The organism is Amycolatopsis sp. BJA-103 (genome assembly GCF_002849735.1).
In the GTDB taxonomy this organism is placed as follows: Bacteria; Actinomycetota; Actinomycetes; order Mycobacteriales; family Pseudonocardiaceae; genus Amycolatopsis.
The window spans coordinates 4,283,638-4,301,769 of sequence record NZ_CP017780.1; the positions used below are offsets into that span (position 1 = coordinate 4,283,638).

Sequence of the window (18,132 nt, forward strand, 5' to 3'; positions counted from 1 at the left end):
ACCTGGGAGTTCTTCGTGCGGGTTCAAGCCGACAGGGTGTCCGTCACCGGACCCCACGGCACGTTGCTGTCGCCTACTTCACTCACCGTTTCGGGTGGTGAGCTGGCGATCGTGCACGGCGAGCCAGGAGTGGGCGTCACGGCCTTCGGGCTGGCGCTGGCGGGCAGACTCAAGCCCGCCACCGGGACGGTGACCGTCGAGGGCGGCGACCCGCACAAGGTCGTGGCGGTCGTCGACGCGCCCGGCGTGAGCGAGCCGGACGGCGCGCTGTCGCTGCAGGTCGTCGTCGGGGAGGAACTCGAACTGGCGAAGCGGCCGTCGAACAAGGCCGCCGTCGCGAGCTGGCTGGCCGAGCACGACGCCGCCGCCTTCGCCACCACCCGCTTCGAAAACATCGCCGCGGTGACGCGCACCCGGCTGCTCACCGCGCTCGCCGCGGGCCGCAAGGACGTCGGCGTCCTCGTGCTCGACACCCCCGACAGGCACACCAGCGACGTCGGCAGCTGGGCCCGGCTCGCCCGCGAGCACGCCGAACGCGGCCTCGCCGTCATCGTGCTGACCGCCACCACCCCGGTTTCGGCCCTGCCGGAGACGCCCGCCCTCTGCGGCGCCCTCGAGCAGCCCGACCCCGTGCGCTGCGCGCCTCTCGAACCAGAGGCGGAGCCGGACGAAACCGAAGAGACTGAAAAGACTTCAGGAGACCAGGAATGAACCCCGTCCGGATCGCCGCCAACGAGCTGCGCCGGCTGAGCAGCGGCACCCTGCCGAAGCTCGCCATGGCCGCGCTCGTCCTGGTGCCGCTGCTCTACGCGTCCTTCTACCTCTACGCGAACTTCGACCCGTACTCGCGCCTCGACAAGCTGCCCGCCGCCGTCTTCACCTCCGATGCCGGGGCGAAGGACTCGGCCGGAGCGGAACGCAACGTCGGCCGTGAGGTCACCGACGAACTGGTCAAGTCCGGCACGTTCCAGTGGCACGAGGTCTCCCCGGAGGAGGCCGCCAAGGGCGTCCGCGACGACACCTACTCGTTCGCCATCGGCATCCCGCGCGACTTCTCCACGGCGCTGCTGTCCTCGGGCAACTTCCAGCCCCAGCAGGCGACGATCACGCTGACCACGAACGACGCCAACAACTATCTGTCGGGCACCATCGCGAAACAGGTGGCCGAACAGGTCCGCAAGACGATCGCGGAAAAGGTCGGCAGCGAGGCGGCCGACAAGTTCCTGGTCGGTTTCTCCACGATCTACGGCAAGATCCAGGAGGCGTCGACGGGCGCTTCCCAGCTCGCCGACGGCGCGGGCAAGCTCAAATCGGGCCAGCAGCAGCTCGCCGACGGCGCCTCCCAGCTCGCCTCCGGCAGCTCCCAGCTGGCGACCGGGCTCGGCACCCTGAAATCCAGTACCGCCCAGCTGCCCGCCCAGACGCAGAAACTCGCCGACGGCGCCGGTCAGGTCGCCGACGGGAACCAGAAGGTCGCCGACGCGGCCTCGCTCGCGGCGACGGCGTCCGGGGACGTCCAGGCCAAGCTCGACGGCTACCGCACCCAGCTCGCGCAGGACCTGCGGAACGCCGAAGTCCCGGAGGCGAAGGTCCAGGAGATCCTGAGCCGCCTCGACACCCTCCGGTCACCGGTGGACCAGGCCAACACCAAGATCCAGGGCGCGAACAGCCAGCTCACCCAGCTCGCGTCCGGCGCGCGCCAGGTGTCCGACGGGGCGCACCAGCTGGCCTCGGCGACGCCGCAGCTCACCAGCGGGATCGCACAGGCGGCCGACGCGTCGAACCAGATCCGTGACGGCGCTTCGAAGCTGAACGACGGCGAGAAGTCCGCGGTCACCGGCACGAACCAGCTCGCCGACGGCGCGGTCCAGCTGCGTGACGGACTCGCCGCCGGGCTCAAGGAGATCCCGAACCCCGACGACCCCACCCGCGCGGCCACCGCCAACACGATCGCCGACCCGGTCGCGGTCAGCTCGTCCGGCGTCGCCTCGGCCGGGACCTACGGCGCGGGCCTCGCCCCGTTCTTCATCTCGCTCGCCACCTGGATCGGCGCGTTCGTGCTGTTCCTGTTGCTGCGGCCGCTTTCCACCCGCGCGCTGACCGCGGGCGCGTCAGCGTTCAAGGTCGCGCTCGGCGGCTGGCTCGCCTCGGCCCTGCTGGGGATCGCGCAGGTGATCGTGCTGTTCGGCGCGGTGACCTGGTTGGTCGGCATCGACGTCGCGCATCCGCTCGGCGCGATCGGGTTCGCCGTGCTGGTGTCGCTCACCTTCACCGCCGTGGTGCACGCGCTCAACGCCTTCTTCGGCGCCGTCGGGAAGTTCCTCGGCCTGGTGCTGCTGGTGCTGCAGCTGGTCAGCGCGGGCGGCACGTTCCCGTGGCAGACGATCCCGGACGCGCTGTACCCGTTGCACATCGTGCTGCCGATGGGTTACGCGATCGACGGGTTCCGGCACCTGCTCTACAGTGGCGCGTCGATGAAGATCCTCGGTGACATCGGTGTCCTGGTCGCGTACCTCGTCGGCGCGATCCTGGTTTCGACGCTGGCCGCGCGGAAACGGCGCACCTGGACGGTTTCGGCGCTGAAACCCGAGCTGGCGTTGTGACCACCCGGGGTGAGGCGACGAAGCAGAAGTTGTTCGAGGCGACGCTGCGGCTGTCCGCCAGCCGCGGCCTCGTCGGGCTGACGGTGGACGACATCGCGGCCGAGGCGAAGGTCGCCAAGGGCACCGTCTACTACAACTTCGGCAGCAAAGACGGTCTCGTCGACGCACTGCTGCGCTACGGCGTCGGCGTGCTCGCGGACCGCCTGCGCACGGCCACCGGCGACGGCGACCCGATGGACGTCATCGAGTCCCAAGTGGACGGTGCGCTGGAGTTCATCGCCGAATACCCCGGCTTCTCACAGATCTTGGTGAGCGAGATGTGGCGCACGCCCGGCACCTGGCACGAGACGCTGACGTTGCTGCGCGAGGAGATCATCTCGATCGTGCGGGAACAACTCCACCGGCTGGACGCCGCCGGGCGACTGCCCGACGGCGTCCAGATCCAGACGGCCGCGGCCGGATTGTTCGGCACGATGCTGGTGGTCGCGCTGGACTGGCAGGTGTTCCAGCCGAAACGGACGCGGGCCGACGTCCGGGAATCGGTGATGGTGCTGATCCGGGGCCTCGGCCGCTAGCGGGTCTCCGGGTCCCGGACCCACTTCAGCTTGACCTCGAAGTTCCCCTCCAGCCCCGTTTTCGCGATCACCGCACCCGCCTGCGCGGTGAGCTTGACGCCGAACTTGAGCTCGACCTCGTCCGGCCCTCTCGTCATCGACCGGAAGGTGTCGAGTGCCGCCGCGGCCGCGTCCTTCACGTTCGCCAGCGCCGCCTCGAACGATCCTTTGGCGTCCTCGACCAGGTCGTCACGCCGGGAGACCCGGGAGGTGCCGGGGACCGGGTCGATCTCGACGACCACCGAACCGCCGCCTTCGAGCGGGAACCGCGCCAGGTCGTTCACCGGCACTCCTTTACTGTCCACATTGGATTTTCAACCACTCGCCGGGCTGGATGCTCTTCCGGACGTCGTCGAGCTGTCTCAGCAGGATGTCCAGCCGGTCCCGGTTGCTCAGGTATTCCAGGACGGCGCGGTAGAAGGCGCCGGTCATCGTCGCGGGCATCAGGTCGGAGGCGTCGAAGCACAGCGCGGAGGCCGAAGTGAGGGTATCCGCGACCTTCCTGCGCACCTGGTCGGTGTAGACGTCGAGCCCGAGATTCCGGTTGACCGAGAACGCGCTCGCGTCCGGGATGGACGGCCAGATCCGCTGTGCCTTCTCCGAAGCCAGGTACTCGATCAGTTTCCTGGCGCGCGGGTTGTCCTGGAACATCCCGGCGAGGTCGGCGGTGACCTCGGAGACATCGCGCCCTGGGAACGAGAGGAAGTCGAAATCGGCTCCGGGCTTCGGCACCGTCCCGTCGGCCCGCTTGACCTTCTCGTAGCGGCTGATGATGAAGGACGGCTGGTGTTCGAGCACGCAGCCCGGCGGTTCGGCGAACATCGGCTTTCCTGCGTCGCCGAAGTCGGTCAGCAGCGCGGCCGCGGCGCCGCCGCGGATCGCGGCGGCCTCGAGCACCGAACCCCAGTCCAGCCAGGCCTGTTTGACCTCGGGAGAGGTCCACTCCAGACTGCCGGACGCCCATTGCCAGTACTTCTCGGGCCCCGCCGAGTGCAGCAGGATGTCTTCGATCCAGTCGGTTCCCGGCCAGCCCGACGCGGGCGGGGCGCCCATCCCGACACACCACGGCGTGCCGCCCGCGGCCGTCAGCCCGGCGGAGTACGCGCGGAGGCCCTCGAACGTCGTCGGGCGGATCCCGGTCAGCTTGGCCGGGTTGTACCAGATCACGCTCTTGAGATCGGCCTTCACCGCGACCGTGTAGAGATCCTGGGTGCCGATCTTCTGCAGGGCGACCCATTGCGGGCTGAAGGACCGCGTGACGGTGGCCGAGAGCTCGTCGCCGAGCGGCAGCAGGTCGCCCGACTTCCGGTACTTCGCCAGCACCCCGGCGTTGGGCAGGACGGCCACGTCCGGCGGCGTGCCGCGCTGGACGTCCGAGGCGAGGACCTGGTCGACGGCACGGGTGCCCTGATAGAGGTGGCTGATCCCGGTGTCGGCCGTGAACGCTTCCAGCACCTGCCGGAACGCGTCCTCCTCGGCGTCGGTCCATGACGCGAGCACGACCACCGGCCGGTCGTCGGCGGGCGCCGAGCAGCCGCCCGCGAGCAGCGACAGCGCCATGATCAAGGCCAGCGACCGTTTCACGGGCGGTACCGGTATTCCTCGACGCGGGCGTGCATCCCGAGCAGGATCAGCCCGCCGGCGAGCAGGGTGCCCGCCGGGATCAGGAACTCCCGGACGCCGGATTCGGCCGCACCGTAGGCGTCGGCCGCCACGGCCCGCGCCCCCGCCGTGGCCACTCGCGTGTTGTCCGTCTCCACGGTGCCGGCTTGTCGTGCCCGCACCCGGAATTCGTCGGCGGTCACGCCGCATCCCTGCTCCTCGTCGCAGTACTCGCCCAGCAGGTCGGCGAGCCGTCGCTGGCCCGCGTCGTCGGCCGCCTGGATCTGCGCGTCCCTGGCGGTGGCGACGCCGTCGAGCCGCTCCCCCACCGAATCCAGCCGGTCGCGGCTGACCAGGGTGAACACCAGGGCCACCCCGATCGCGGCGACCAGCACGGTCGCCGCGAGCAGCGGGACGTTGGCCACGCGGCGGAAGCGTTTCTTCAGGTACAGCTGAGTGAGGACCAGCAGCACCAGCAGGGCCAGGACCGGCAGGAGCCACAGCGGGAGCGTCGCGAGGCTCACCCCGGTGGACGACAGTTGCTTGTCCAGGGCCTCACGCTGCCCGGCCTGCAACGATTCCAGCTCGTCCAGGACACCACCGGGGGCGTGCAGCAGCCGCGAGGCGTGCCACAGGTCGACAGCGCCCAGAACGGGGGCGTCCGGCTGACGGAAGTGCACGTCGGCCTGCCCGATGGAGCCCGAGTAGGCCGCGACCTGGCTTTCCACCACCTGCAACGCGTTACCGCCCGCCGCACCGGCCTGGTTGAACTCCGCGATCCGCGCGAGGCTCTGGCTGGCCAGTGACAGCTGATTCGAGTACTCCTGCCCCGGGCCGGCGAGTTTCGCCTCGCCGGAGGCGAAACTGGTGATCGCGGCGGCGTCGGCGGCCACCAGCGCGGCCCGCGCGGCGGTCACTTCGAGCACCGCCTGCGACGTCCGGTCGCGGACGGTCTCCGCGGTGCTCTGGACACTGTGGAACGCCCACAGCGAGAGCACCAGTACCGCGAGGGTGAGCGCCAGCAGTGCGGTGCGGAGCCGCACCAGCCGCACCCGGGTCGCCGTCACGAATCCGCCCCGTCGAGCGCTCTCCTGCAGCCGACGCAGAAGGTCGCCCAGCCGGGAGACAACTCGTGACAGACGGGACAGGCGACCGGCGGCACGTCGGCGGGTTCGGGCATCGGCCGATCTTCCTGCGCCGAAGCGATTTTCGAAACCCTCGAGGGGACGACGAGATGCAGGATGGCGGAAGGTGGCACCTCGTCGCGCACGCGCACGAGGAAGTCCTTTTCGTCGAGGACCTCCAGGACGGCGCGGAGCCTGTCGAGCATGTCCGCGTCGTCCAGCTCGGTGGCCAAGGAGAACGCCTCGCGCCACTCCCGTTCGGCGGTTTCACGGTCGCCTGCCAGATAGGCTTCGGTGCCGGCGCCGAGCGCCTCGCTGAGCGCGTTCTGGTCGGCGTACCGGGAAACGAGCGGGTCGACCTTCGTCGGCGGGATCGGGTCGTGAGTCCACTGCCCCGCGATCGCCAGCGCGTCTTCCTCCCGCGAGACTCCGGGAACGGGCATCAGTTCCGTCCACGCCAGCTGACGATCCCGTCCGAACCGGGGTTCGAGGTCGGGATCGAGATCGAGGATCAGCTGGTAGTCCCGTGTCTCGTCGCCCGCGAACGAACCGAGCGAGAGCTCCACCTCGCGGACGGCGGTCTCCTCGCACCGGTCGGTGAGGTCGTACTCGTCCGGGAACACCTGCTTGACCGATCTCAGCCGGCTGTACGGCATGGTGCCGATCCGCAGCCGGACCTCGGGCAGCACCTTCGTCATCGCGCTCTCGACGAGCTGCCGGAAGTCTTCGGCGAGCTTTTCGTCCTCGACGACGGAGTCGATGTTCCCGCGCAGCACCCGGCCGATCTGGGTGAGTTCGGCAGGCTCCCAGCCGTCGCCGATTCCCCTGGCGTCGCAGACGAACCGGCCCTCGCAACTGTTCAGCACGCTCATCAGGTCGGCCCTGGTCTGCGAATCGTTGCGGCCGTCGGTCAGGAGGATCGCGTGCCGGACGGCGTCGGGCACGCCGTCGAAAAGGTCGCGTGCCTTGGCGAGCCAGGCACCCATCGCGGTACCGCCGACCGCCGCGAGGTGCTCGACCGCCGCACGGGCCTCCGCCCGGGTCCGGTCGGACGCGGCCACCAGGCCGCCCTCGGCCGGGTACAGCATCGTCGCGCGGTCGGTGCCCTGGATGACGGCGAAGCGCACGCCGTCGGGAAAGACGTCGATGGCGGCCGCCGCGGCACGCCGGGCCTCGCCGATCTTGGTGCTGGGAAAGCGCATCGAGCTGGAACAGTCGATCATCAGGACCTCGGCGGCAGTCCTGACGACAGGCGCTTCACCGCCGCGTGAGACGACGCGGACGATCGCGGTCATCGACCGGTCCCCTTCGGCCAGGAACTTGTTCTGGTGCACTTCGAGGCCCAGACTCGGTTCCCTCATCGTTCCCCTCTCACACCAGAGTCACCGGTCGCACCGAATTGGCGAGATCGATCAGGACGTCGTGCGGCCCAGCCCCGGGCGCGTGATGGGCGAGCCGCCGGTACGACCTGTCCAGGAGCGTGCGGGCACCCGTCTCGGTGGACCGCAGGATCTCGCCGTCGGTGATCCCGTCCTGCCCGGTGAGCACCGCCGCCAGCCCGGTCTCGCGCACGGCCGTGACCAGCCTGTCGAAGGCGTCGCCGTCGAGGTCCGAAGCGGACAGCCGGACCACGGCGTCGTCGAGTTCGGTGGACGACGGGAGGTCGCCGGTCCCCGGCATCGGCGAGGACAGCACCCGCACTCCGGCGATCCGCGCGGCCTCGTCGTAACGCGAGAACTCCGGGACCTGGTCGAGGATTTCGACGGCGGCGGCGCGGTTGCCCCGCAGCAGCCGGACCCGCGCGAGCCCGAACGCCGCACTGACCTGGGACCGGTCCCGCGCCCACAAGGCGTCGTAGTACCGCTCGGCGGCGACCGCGCCGTTGAGGTGCTCTTCGCAGAGGCCGAGCGCGAGTTTGGGCGGCTCTTCACCGGGGATGTCCCGGTAGACGGCGTCGAAGTTTTTCTTGGCCTCCGCGAAATCGCCCGCGCCGAGCGCGAGGAGGCCGCGATGCCAGGCCACCCGCCAGTCATGGGCGGCGCGCTCGCCGAGCAGCCGTTCGGACTCCGCCACCGCCAGTGTGGCCTCCACGGTCGCCCCGAGTTCGAGCCAGGCGCGGCACCGGCGGAACCCGACCTCGACCGAACCGGGCACCTTGTCGAGTTTCTTCAGCAGCCGCGCCGCGTCGGGGGCACGGACCGCGCGGAGGAAGTTCGCCTGCGCGTCCTCCGGATCCTCGCGCGGCAGCGGGAGACCGACGGCGATCTCGGCGGCGCTCGGCCGGTCCCCGAGCGAGACGGGTGTCCCCCGTGTCCAATGCTCCAGCGGCGGCGCCTGGCCGAGTCCCGCGTCGAGCAGCACCGATCCTTCGGTGAACAGCGTCGACCCGGCGGGCCGGGATCGCCTGTCCCGCAAGGAAAGGATCTCGCCGAGTACGCCGTCGAGCTGGACCAGCATCTCGTGCGCGGTCGCGAACCGCCGCTCGAACGGCGCGGTCGCGCGGTCGAGGACGCGGCCGAACGATTCGATGCCGAACCGGACGCCGCGCACGTCGGGGGTGACGGACCAGCCGTCGCTGGCCTGGAAGAGTTCCCGCAACGTCACGCCGACGGTGTGGATGTCGGACCGGACGGTGAGCCCGTGCTTCTTCAGTTCTTCCCTGGACACCTGATAGTGCTCGGTTCCGACGACCGGGCTTTCGCCGTCGGTGATCTTCCTGATGGCGCCGAAATCGATGAGCTTGATCCGCTTCTCGCCGTGGATCACGTTGTCCGGCTTCATGTCGCAGTACAGCAGGCCTTCGCCGTGCAGGTAGCCGAGCGCGGTCAGGATCTCCCTGCCGTACGCCACGACGTGCTCGACCAGCAACCGTCCCTCGCTGGAGTCCAGCCCGGCCCGGCCGCGGTTCTTGATCTCCCGCAGGGAAAGACCGTCGATGAACTCCATGACGATGTAGCGGGCGCCGTCGTGCTCGACCACGTTCAGGATCCGGACGACGTTCGGATGCTCGAGCGCGATGAGCACCTGGCTCTCGTTCTCCGCGAGCTTGTCGGCGGCGGTGTCGTTCGCGTTGATCAGGCCCTTGAGTGCGACCTGCCTGTCATCGAGACCGGAATCCGTTGCCAGATAGACGAAACCCATGCCGCCGCGGGCGACACAGCCGAGGACGTGATAGCGGCCGTCGACCACGTCGCCCGCCGTGAGCTTCGGCGAGAACGAGAAGGGCGTCCCGCAGACCGGGCAGAAACCCTCGACCGGCGCGGGCCTGCCGCCGATCGAGCGGCCGACCGGAGTGCGGGAGCAAGCGTGCTTGCCGCAGAACCGTTCCTCCTCCGGGACGTGCGGCACGGTCAGCAGACGGCTCGCGACGTCGGGGAGTTCGACGATCGGCAGCGGGACCCGCTCGTCCGCGGTCGCGTGGCCCGCCATCTGCTGGGAGCGGGTGACCATCGTGGTGGTGGTCCTGGCCGGGATCTCTCCGGGGCCCAGGATCACCAGGGTCGGTTTGTCCGGCCGCGCGGGTTCGTCCGGCGCTCCGGGCGCCAGCCCGCAGTACCCGCAGAAACCGGTCTTGGCCAGCTTGCCCGCGCAACCGTCCTGTTCGCAGGCCGTCATCCGTCGATCCGTTTCCGTACGGTGTCCGCGTACCGCTCGACGGCGGCCGCCGCGGCCCCGAGGTCGCACGGTCCTTCGAAGAGCCTCCGCCAGGCGGGAGCGTAGGCGGCGTCCAGTTCGACGTCCTCGACGAGCCCGCTGTTACGGGCCATCTCGCCGTACGCGTCGAGCCGGGCGCGGAGTTCCGCGCGCCGGGCGAGGTTCTCGTCGAGGAGACGGCGAAGGTCGCGGGCCCGCTGCCCGGCTCTGGCCACGGTCCGTTCACAGGCGGGCAGATGCCGTTTCACCCACTCGGGTTCTCCGTCCCGCTCCGCCGAACGCAGTTGCGTCAACGCGCCTTTCAGCCGTCGCACCCTGGCCGGGGCCTCCGGCGCGTCGAAGAACCGGGGCGCGTCGCTCAGGTTGTCCTTCTCCAACCGGGCGAGTTCGTCCAGCCGGGTCTCCAGCGAAGCGAGGCGGCCCTCGATGTCGTCCTCGCCGTCGGGCAGGACTTCGGTGCTCGACCGGACAACGCTCACCCCCGGCGAACTCTCCTTCCGGAAGGCCAGCGCGAGCCGCAGGCCGAGTTCGTGCGCGCGCTGGGCCAGCGGCAGGAGCACCTCGCCGACGAGTTCGTCGGGCTCGGCCGACTCGTCGATCCCGTAGACGACGACGGTCCGGCCGGTCCCGTGACGGCCGGCGGGCGAGTCCGCGGCGACGTCCAGGCGTTCGGAGATGCGGCGGCGGACCTCGTCGGCGGTCTTGCCGACCGCGTCGACGGCGAGGACGACACTGCCCACCGGCGGCACCGTCGGCCCGGACGCGCTCCGCCCCGCGCCGTGTTCGCGGTCGGCGAGGAAGATCGCGCGGCGCAACGAGCCCGCGACGGCGGAATCGTCCGCGCCCATGATGATCACCCGGACGTCCGACCGGCCGTACCCGCCGAGCCAGCTGGCGAATTCGCGGGCGAAGAGCACGTCGATCACCGGCGGTTCGGGATAGTGGACGAAACTCGGGTCGATCGCCGGGCTGCCCTCGGCCCAGCGGCGCAGTTCCGGCAGGTAGCCGAGCAGGGTCTCGACCGGGATCATCCAGGAGACCCGGGCGGCCTCGGTCGTGTACCGGGTCGCGACCATGCCGACGACGTGCCCGGTCCGGTCGGCGATCACCGCGGAACCGCTGAACCCGTGGGTGATCGGCTCGGCGTCGGGGGTCCGGTGCAACTGGACGCGCTCGAGACCGTGCCCGCCGTCGCCGACGACGGTCGCCAGCGACCACATGCCGTCCGAACCGGACGGGAAGCCGTACGCGCGTACGCGCTGATTGTCTTCGAGAGCCGTCCGGTGGAGCGGGGCGCCGGTGATCTGTTCCTCGGGGTGCCGCAGGCGGAGCAGCGCGACGTCCCCGCCGTCGTCGCCGATGGGGTCCGCCCGCGCGACGATCGTGGCGATTCCGGGCTCCACACCGGGAAGCGCCACGAAATCCACCGTGACGTCTTCGTGGCCTTCGATCACGTGAGCGCAGGTGAGGAGATGCTCATGGTCGAGCATGGTCCCGGCGCCCAGGATCCGCCCACGATGATCGCGCAGCCGCACCCGCCAGCGTCTGCGCTCGGAAGTCACCCGGGAGACCCTACCGATCGTGAGTGGCAATGACGGTTCTCACCGTCATTACCACTCACGAGGCCTAATGCGCGGCGTCGTTCCAGGACCGCCCGTACCCGACCGAGACCTCAAGCGGGACGGCCAGTTCGTACGCCGAGCCCATTCCCTGGCGCACCAACGCTTCCAGCTGCTCGCGCTCGCCTTCGGCTACCTCGAGGACTAGTTCGTCGTGGACCTGCAGCAAGACCCGGCTCTTCAGCTTCGCCTCGGTCAGCGCCTTGTGGACGTTGAGCATGGCGACCTTGATGATGTCGGCCGCGCTGCCCTGGATGGGCGCGTTGAGCGCCATCCGCTCGGCCATTTCACGGCGCTGGCGGTTGTCGCTGTTGAGATCCGGCAGATACCGGCGGCGGCCGAAGATCGTTTCGGTGTAACCGACCTTCGCCGCGTCGCCCACGACGGAATGGAGGTAGTCGCGCACGCCGCCGAAACGGGAGAAATACGCTTCCATCTGTTCTTTGGCGTCTTCGGTCGAAATCCGCAGCTGCTGCGAAAGCCCGTACGCCGAAAGCCCGTACGCGAGGCCGTACGACATCGCCTTGACCCGGAACCGCAGTTCCGGCGTGATCTCCTCCGGCGGGAGCGAGAACGCGCGCGACGCCACGAACGTGTGCAGGTCCTCACCGCTGTTGAAGGCCTGGATCAGCCCTTCGTCCTGCGAGAGGTGCGCCATGATCCGCATTTCGATCTGGCTGTAGTCCGCCGTCATCAGCTCGGCGTACCCGTCCCCGACGACGAACGCGTCGCGGATGCGGCGGCCTTCCTCGGTGCGGATCGGGATGTTCTGCAGGTTCGGGTCGACCGACGAGAGCCGCCCGGTGGCCGCGATCGTCTGCAGCAGCGTGGTGTGGATGCGGCCGTCGTCGGCGACCGACTTGATCAGGCCCTCGACCGTGGTGCGCAGCCGGGTCGCGTCCCGGTGCTCCAGCAGGTGCTGCAGGAACGGGTGCTCGGTCTTCTCGAACAGGCTCTGCAGAGCCTCGGCGTCGGTGGTGTAACCGGTCTTGGTGCGCTTGGTCTTCGGCATGCCGAGCTCGTCGAACAGGATCACCTGCAGCTGCTTCGGCGAACCGAGGTTGACCTGCTTGCCGATGACCGCGTACGCCTCGTCCGCGGCCTGCGTGACCCGGCTGAGGTAGTGGGATTCCAGATTCGTCAGGTGCTCGATGTCGACCGCGATCCCCGCGGCTTCGAGTCCGGTGATCACCTGCAGCAGCGGCAGCTCCAGCTCGACGAGCAGCTGCGCGCCGCCGAGTTCCTCGAGCTCCTTGGTCAGCGCACCCGCCAGCTCGGCGACCGCGCGGGCCTTGACCAGCTCGGCCTGGATCTCCTTCAGCTCCAGGTCCTCGGCGCCACCGCCGTCGAGCAGGGAGAGCTGTCCGTCACCGGTGTCGGCCTCGGAACGCAGCTCGCGGTGCAGGTACCGCAGGGCCAGGTCGTCGAGCTCGAAGGTGCGCTGACCCGGCCGGACCAGGTACGCCGCGAGCGCGGTGTCCATGACGAGCCCGGCGAACGCCCAGCCGCGCGCGCCGACGGCGTGCAGCGGGACCTTGAGCTCGTGGCCGATCTTCTGGATCTTCTCGTCGGCGAGCCAGGCGGTGAGGGCCTTGTCGTCCTCGGCGTCCATCTCGGTGACGTCGACATAAGCGCCTTCGCCGTCCGGTGCCGCGAAGCTGATGGCCCTCAGGTCCGAGCGGACCGAGGCGCCGGTGGTACGGAACGCCACGCCGACCGGCTCGCCCTGCCCGGCGTGTGCGGAAAGCCAGCCCGCGAGCGCGCCCGGAGCGAGCTTCGCGCCGCTGACCTCGAAGCCTTCTTCGGCCTCGGGCTCGGCGCTCTGCAGGGTGGCGAAGAGACGGTCACGCAGGACGCGGAACTCGAGCTCGTCGAACAGTGCGTGGACGGCTTCGCGATCCCATGGGCGCAGCTCGAGACCTGTCGGGCCGAGCTCCAGCTCGACGTCGCGGATCAGTTCGGTGAGCTGGCGGTTCAGCATCACGGCGCCGAGGTGCTCGCGCAGCGCGTCGCCGACCTTGCCCTTGACCTCGTCGACCCGGTCGATCAGCTCGTTGAAGGAGCCGAACTGCCTGATCCACTTCGCGGCCGTCTTCTCGCCGACGCCGGGGATGCTCGGCAGGTTGTCCGAGGGGTCGCCGCGCAGCGCGGCGAAATCCGGGTACTGGGCCGGGGTGAGGCCGTACTTCTCCTCGACCGCCTCCGGGGTGAACCGGGTCATCTCCGACACGCCGCGCTTCGGGTACAGCACGGTGACCTGGTCGGTCACCAGCTGGAGCGCGTCACGGTCGCCCGTACAGATGAGGACGTCGAAGCCTTCGGCGGTCGCCTGTGTCGTGAGCGTGGCGATGATGTCGTCGGCTTCGTAGTTCTCCTTGGTCAGCGCGGGGATGCCGAGGACCTTGAGCACGTCCTCGACCAGCCCGACCTGGCCCTTGAACTCGTCCGGGGTGGCGCTGCGGTTGGCCTTGTACTCCTTGAACGTCTCCGAGCGGAACGTCTTGCGGGAAAGGTCGAACGCCACCGCGAGGTGGGTCGGCGCTTCGTCGCGCAACAGGTTGATGAGCATCGAGGTGAACCCGAACACCGCGTTCGTCGTCTGCCCGGTCTTCGTCTTGAAGTTCTCCGCGGGCAGCGCGAAGAACGCGCGATACGCCATCGAATGGCCGTCGATCAGCAGCAGCTTGGGCCGCTCGGCCTGTGCGGTGGCAGGTGTGGCGTTGGCAACGGTCGTGTTCTCACTCGGGCTCACGGGAGCGAGTCTAGGGTGAGGGTCTGACAGTCCTACCTGTCGTGTCGTTTAAGGAGCTCTGCGTGACCGAACAAGCCCTCGAATCCTTCGCCGGGATCGACCCGGCCTTCGCCGGCCAGCAGCTCAACGACAAGCTCGGGCTCGAGATCAGCGAATTCGGTCCCGAACGTGTCGTGGGCAGCATCCCGGTAGAGGGCAATCTCCAGCCTTACGGCCTCCTCCACGGCGGGGCCAACGCCGTCGTCGCCGAAGCGCTCGGCTCGATGGTCTGCGCGCTCAACGCCGGCACCGACAAGGCGACGATGGGGCTCGAACTCTCGTGCACCCACCACCGGGCGGTCCGTTCCGGACGGGTGACCGGCGTCGCGACCCCGGTGCACGTCGGACGCGGGACCGTCACCGCCGAGATCGTGCTGACCGACGACCAGGGGCGCCGCTCCTGCACGGCGCGGCTGACCTGCGTGGTGCGGGAACGCCCGCCGGGCGCCTGATCCCCGGTTCGGATGTCCGTGAAGGCCTCCTTCACTACCTTGAGGGTAGGGAAGGGGGCCTTCATGCACTTCGGGCAGGAGGGCACGAGTACAGAGTGGGGGCTCCGCGTGAACCGAACGGGACTTTCAGGGCAAACTCTGCACTGAGAGTCCCGTTCGTCTCGTCCGGGCAGGAAGGACGGTGCACGTGGATCTCGACACCGCTCAGGTGCGCGCGTTCGTCGCGACCGCGGACCACGGCCATTTCGGTCGCGCGGCAGAATCCCTGTTCCTCACCCAGCAGGCACTGTCGAAACGGATCCGGAAGCTCGAGGACGCCCTGTCGGTCCCGCTCTTCCGGCGCACCAACCGGTCCGTCGAGCTGACCTCCGACGGAGGCCGTTTCCTTCCGCACGCGCGCGAGCTGATCCGCGCGGCGGACGCCGCCGTCGCCGCGATGGGCCTGCAGGACCGCCCACCCCGCCTCGACGTCATCGACCCGCGCCTCTCGCCGATGTACATGCTGCGGCGCATCGCCCAGCGCGACCCCGCGCTCGCCGTCGAACGGATCGCCGGGCGCGGGCTGGCCAACGCCCTCGACCCGCTGGTCCGAGGCGAGATCGACCTCGCGTTCGGCCGCGTCGCGGACCTCGGCCGCGAAGTACCCGCGGAACTCGAACACCGGCTCCTCCGGCTCGAGCCGCTGGTCGCCCTTCTCGCCCCGGAACATCCGCTGGCCGGCAACGAAGTGCTGAAACTGTCCGATCTCCGAAGCGAAGGCATCTGGATCCCGCAATTGGGCGGCCCGGTCGAATGGCTTTCTTATTTGCAACGCCTATGCAAAGAATTCGACGTCCCGATCGACGACTCCGGAGTCAGCTACGACCTCCGGCACACTCTGGAACAGACCCGCTACGGGAAGCAGCGGGTCACCCTCGCCGGCGCCGACATGGACCTCGCCTCCGATCTCAACCTGGCGGTCCTGCCCTTCGAGCCGTCGCCACTGTTCCCCTGGTCGGTGGTGTGGCGGCGGGGCGAAGGCCCGGCCCTGCGGCGCCTGCTGGCGCTCGCGGGCCGGACCAGCCACGAAGAGGGTTGGTGCGCCTACGATCCCGAGCGGTCGTGGCTCCCGGACGACGACCTCAGACCGCTAGGTGCCGGGCGAACCAGCGCGTGAGCTCGGCATCGACCAGCTTCGCGTGTTCCGTCTGCGGAGCGGGTTCGAGCCCCGGAGCCTCGGCGAATTCGTGCGCCATCCCCGGGATGGTGACGAGTTCGGATCGCTGCTCCCCCAGCACCTTGTGCAGTGCTTCGGCCGGTTCCGTGATCGAGACGTCGTCCTCCCCGCCGATGACGAGCAGTACCGGCGCGGTCAGTTCCCCGGCCCGGCGCACGTAGTCGTACTCGTTCGCGACCGCGCGGGACCGGTCCGACCAGGGGTAGGTGACGTCGTAGACCCGCTCGTTCGCGGCGATCACCGGCGCCAGCTGGGTCACCGGGTTCACCAGGGCGGCCGCCGCCACTTCGATCTCGGTGTGGGTCAGCATCTGCAGCGCGACCCCGCCGCCCTGCGAACCGCCGACCAGCCCGACCGGACCGTCCTCAATGGACAACCGTGAGCGCAGTTCCGCCACCGCGGCGGGAAACTCCGCCTCGACCTGCTTCGTGAGCGGCTCGACGACGTTGAGCACGTTGTCCTCGCTCGCGAGGCGGAAGAAGCCCTCGAAACCGCCTTCCGGGAACCGTTTCCCGGTCAGCGGCAACCCGAGGTGCACCCGCCACGCGTGCAGTTCCCGCATCGGCAGCGCCGCCGCCATGGCCGCCTCGCTGAACGGCGCGCCCAGCAGATGCCAGGTGAGCACCAGCGGCGCCGGGCGCTCCTTGTCCGACGGCGGCAGTGCCACGAACGGGACCCCCGCCGCCACGCCTTCGATCGCCCCGTCCAGTTCGATGCTCATCGTCATTCTCCCAGGTCCTCTCGGTCTTTCCGGCTCTGGGAACAGCTAACCGCGAGGTCAGGGTGCTGATCCAACAGCCGTTCCGGCCTCCATGACAACCATCGGTTGTCATGGCGGAAGAGAAGGGAGGGCACGATTGACGCCCTTTGGGGCAGCATTGCTACGACGAACGGACGCCCTCGGCGACGGGAAAGGGCGCAAGATACGCGCCCGAAACATGATCATTACCCACAAGCATGATCGAGGTGGTAGCGGTGAATCCCCAGCGTGACCAGCGGAGACTCGTCAACCGGCAACATTCGCCTTTTCGTGCAATTCGTTCTGGTTTCGACCGTCACGATGTGGACACAGAGTGATGGGCGTCTGGGCAGATCATGGCGGAGGGGGATATCTTCCGTCCCTAACCTAGCCCCTGTGTCGGGGGCAACGCCTACCGGCGGCTGGTTGGTCATGGGAGGTAGTCGGTGTCAGGAGTGCGTTTTGGACGGGTTTTCGCCGTCGCGGCGGCTGCGTCGCTTGCGCTGGCAGGCTGCGCTGGCGGCAGCAGCTCGTCCGGCAGCGGTGACAGCAGCACGCTGAAGATCGGGTTCATGGGTGACCTCACCGGTGAGAACTCCGGGATCGTGATCCCGCCCCGCAACGGCGCGAAGCTCGCTATCGACGAGTACAACAAGACGAATCCGGCTACCAAGCTGGAACTGAAGGAGTACGACAGCCAGGGCAAGCCCGAGCAGGCGACGTCGCTGATCGCGACCGCCGTCGGCCAGGACAAGATCACCGCGCTGATCGGCCCGGCCTTCTCCGGTGAGTCGAAGGCCATCGGCGGTCAGCTGGAGCAGAACAAGATCCCGAGTGTCTCGCCGTCGGCCACCAACGCGGGCCTTTCCGCGAACGGCTGGAAGTACTGGCACCGTGTCGTCGCGAGCGACGCCAGCCAGGGCCCGGCCATCGCCAACTTCCTCATCACGGCGAAGTCGCCCAAGAAGGCGTACGTCATCTCGGACGACCAGGAATACAGTGTCGGCCTGGCCGACAACTTCGAGAAGACCTTGAAGGAAAAGAACGTCCCGAGCGAGCGCGACAAGTTCGCCAAGGACGCGTCGGACTACTCCTCGACCGTGCAGAAGGTCAAGGCCGCGAACCCGGACATCATCCTCTTCGGTGGCTACTACGCTCAGGGTGGCCGTCTGCTCAAGCAGCTGCGTGACGGCGGCGTGACCGCCACCTTCGCGACCGGTGACGGTTCGCTCGACGCCCAGCTGGTCAGCGGTGCGGGTGCCGCGGCCGCCGAGAAGGCCGTCGTCGGCTGCCCGTGCAACATCCCGGACGCCGGCTCCACCGACGAGTTCAGCACCAAGTACAAGGCCGCGTTCAACGTCGACCCGGCGATCTACTCGAGCGAGGGCTACGACGCCGCGACCGCCATCATCAACGCGGTCAAGGCGGGCAACACCACCTCGGAGAAGATCAACGAGGCCCTCAAGACGATCGACTTCAAGGGTGCCTCGAAGCAGATCAAGTTCAAGGAGAACGGCGAACCGTCCACGGACGCGATCAACGTCTACCAGGTCACCGGCGGCGTCCTCAAGAACCTCGGTGTCTCGACCGAAGCCAAGCTCAACGGCTGACGGAGCAGGTAGGAACACCTAACGGAAGCGGGGGCGCTGTGCGACAGCACCCCCGCTTCCCGCAAATGTGGCGAAAGAATCCGCCCCGTCCCGTAAGGCATCCACGTC

Annotated in this window: 14 protein-coding genes; 6 read left to right on the plus strand and 8 right to left on the minus strand. The window is 69.0% G+C overall.

All coding sequences use genetic code 11. From position 1 onward, the window contains the following. Window positions 1-15: 15 nt before the first annotated feature. The 3 genes from BKN51_RS18480 to BKN51_RS18490 are packed head-to-tail and all read left to right on the plus strand — an operon-like array spanning window position 16 to window position 3,178. Window positions 16-711, plus strand: coding sequence for an ATP-binding cassette domain-containing protein (locus BKN51_RS18480; RefSeq protein WP_101608830.1), 696 nt, complete (start codon window positions 16-18; stop codon window positions 709-711). Then, entirely contained in the window at window positions 708-2,603 is a 1,896-nt protein-coding gene (locus BKN51_RS18485; RefSeq protein ID WP_101608831.1) for a YhgE/Pip domain-containing protein, read from the plus strand. Before BKN51_RS18480 ends, BKN51_RS18485 begins: the two co-directional genes overlap by 4 nt. Further along, window positions 2,600-3,178 (plus strand): TetR/AcrR family transcriptional regulator, encoded by a 579-nt coding sequence (locus BKN51_RS18490; RefSeq protein ID WP_101608832.1) that lies wholly within the window; start codon window positions 2,600-2,602, stop codon window positions 3,176-3,178. The genes BKN51_RS18485 and BKN51_RS18490 overlap by 4 nt, the downstream gene beginning before the upstream one ends. On the opposite strand, the gene BKN51_RS18495 is transcribed toward BKN51_RS18490, so the two are convergent. The 7 genes from BKN51_RS18495 to polA all read right to left on the minus strand — a co-directional run bounded on the left by BKN51_RS18495 (window position 3,175) and on the right by polA (window position 13,968). Further along, window positions 3,175-3,501: a CU044_2847 family protein gene (locus BKN51_RS18495; protein ID WP_101613301.1), complete on the minus strand. Its 327-nt coding sequence runs from the start codon at window positions 3,499-3,501 to the stop codon at window positions 3,175-3,177. The genes BKN51_RS18490 and BKN51_RS18495 overlap by 4 nt on opposite strands. Window positions 3,502-3,511: 10 nt before the next feature. After that, complete coding sequence (locus BKN51_RS18500) at window positions 3,512-4,801, minus strand: ABC transporter substrate-binding protein (protein ID WP_101608833.1); 1,290 nt, start codon at window positions 4,799-4,801, stop codon at window positions 3,512-3,514. After that, window positions 4,798-5,886, minus strand: coding sequence for a hypothetical protein (locus tag BKN51_RS18505; RefSeq protein WP_101608834.1), 1,089 nt, complete (start codon window positions 5,884-5,886; stop codon window positions 4,798-4,800). Before BKN51_RS18505 ends, BKN51_RS18500 begins: the two co-directional genes overlap by 4 nt. Then, window positions 5,883-7,304 carry a VWA domain-containing protein gene (locus BKN51_RS18510; protein WP_101608835.1) on the minus strand — a complete coding sequence of 474 codons (1,422 nt, stop codon included), beginning with the start codon at window positions 7,302-7,304 and terminating at the stop codon, window positions 5,883-5,885. Before BKN51_RS18510 ends, BKN51_RS18505 begins: the two co-directional genes overlap by 4 nt. Before the next feature lie 10 nt (window positions 7,305-7,314). Further along, complete coding sequence (locus BKN51_RS18515; protein ID WP_101608836.1) at window positions 7,315-9,558, minus strand: serine/threonine-protein kinase; 2,244 nt, start codon at window positions 9,556-9,558, stop codon at window positions 7,315-7,317. After that, window positions 9,555-11,159 (minus strand): S1 family peptidase, encoded by a 1,605-nt coding sequence (locus BKN51_RS18520; RefSeq protein ID WP_233224258.1) that lies wholly within the window; start codon window positions 11,157-11,159, stop codon window positions 9,555-9,557. The genes BKN51_RS18515 and BKN51_RS18520 overlap by 4 nt, the downstream gene beginning before the upstream one ends. Before the next feature lie 64 nt (window positions 11,160-11,223). After that, window positions 11,224-13,968 carry a DNA polymerase I gene (gene polA / locus BKN51_RS18525; protein ID WP_101608838.1) on the minus strand — a complete coding sequence of 915 codons (2,745 nt, stop codon included), beginning with the start codon at window positions 13,966-13,968 and terminating at the stop codon, window positions 11,224-11,226. Window positions 13,969-14,030: 62 nt separating this feature from the next. Here polA and BKN51_RS18530 point away from each other — a divergent pair, with 62 nt between their 5' ends. Together BKN51_RS18530 and BKN51_RS18535 are read left to right on the plus strand one after the other, a co-directional pair. Then, window positions 14,031-14,459 carry a PaaI family thioesterase gene (locus tag BKN51_RS18530; protein WP_038511292.1) on the plus strand — a complete coding sequence of 143 codons (429 nt, stop codon included), beginning with the start codon at window positions 14,031-14,033 and terminating at the stop codon, window positions 14,457-14,459. A 187-nt stretch (window positions 14,460-14,646) separates the two neighbouring features. Beyond that, complete coding sequence (locus tag BKN51_RS18535; protein WP_101608839.1) at window positions 14,647-15,615, plus strand: LysR family transcriptional regulator; 969 nt, start codon at window positions 14,647-14,649, stop codon at window positions 15,613-15,615. On the opposite strand, the gene BKN51_RS18540 is transcribed toward BKN51_RS18535, so the two are convergent. Further along, a complete protein-coding gene (locus tag BKN51_RS18540; protein ID WP_101608840.1) occupies window positions 15,581-16,402 on the minus strand; it encodes an alpha/beta fold hydrolase in 822 nt (273 codons plus the stop codon). The genes BKN51_RS18535 and BKN51_RS18540 overlap by 35 nt on opposite strands. Window positions 16,403-16,869: 467 nt before the next feature. Here BKN51_RS18540 and BKN51_RS18545 point away from each other — a divergent pair, with 467 nt between their 5' ends. Next, the gene (locus BKN51_RS18545) at window positions 16,870-18,024 is read left to right on the plus strand and encodes a branched-chain amino acid ABC transporter substrate-binding protein (protein WP_101608841.1); all 1,155 of its coding nucleotides are present in this window, start codon (window positions 16,870-16,872) and stop codon (window positions 18,022-18,024) included. Window positions 18,025-18,132: the final 108 nt, after the last annotated feature.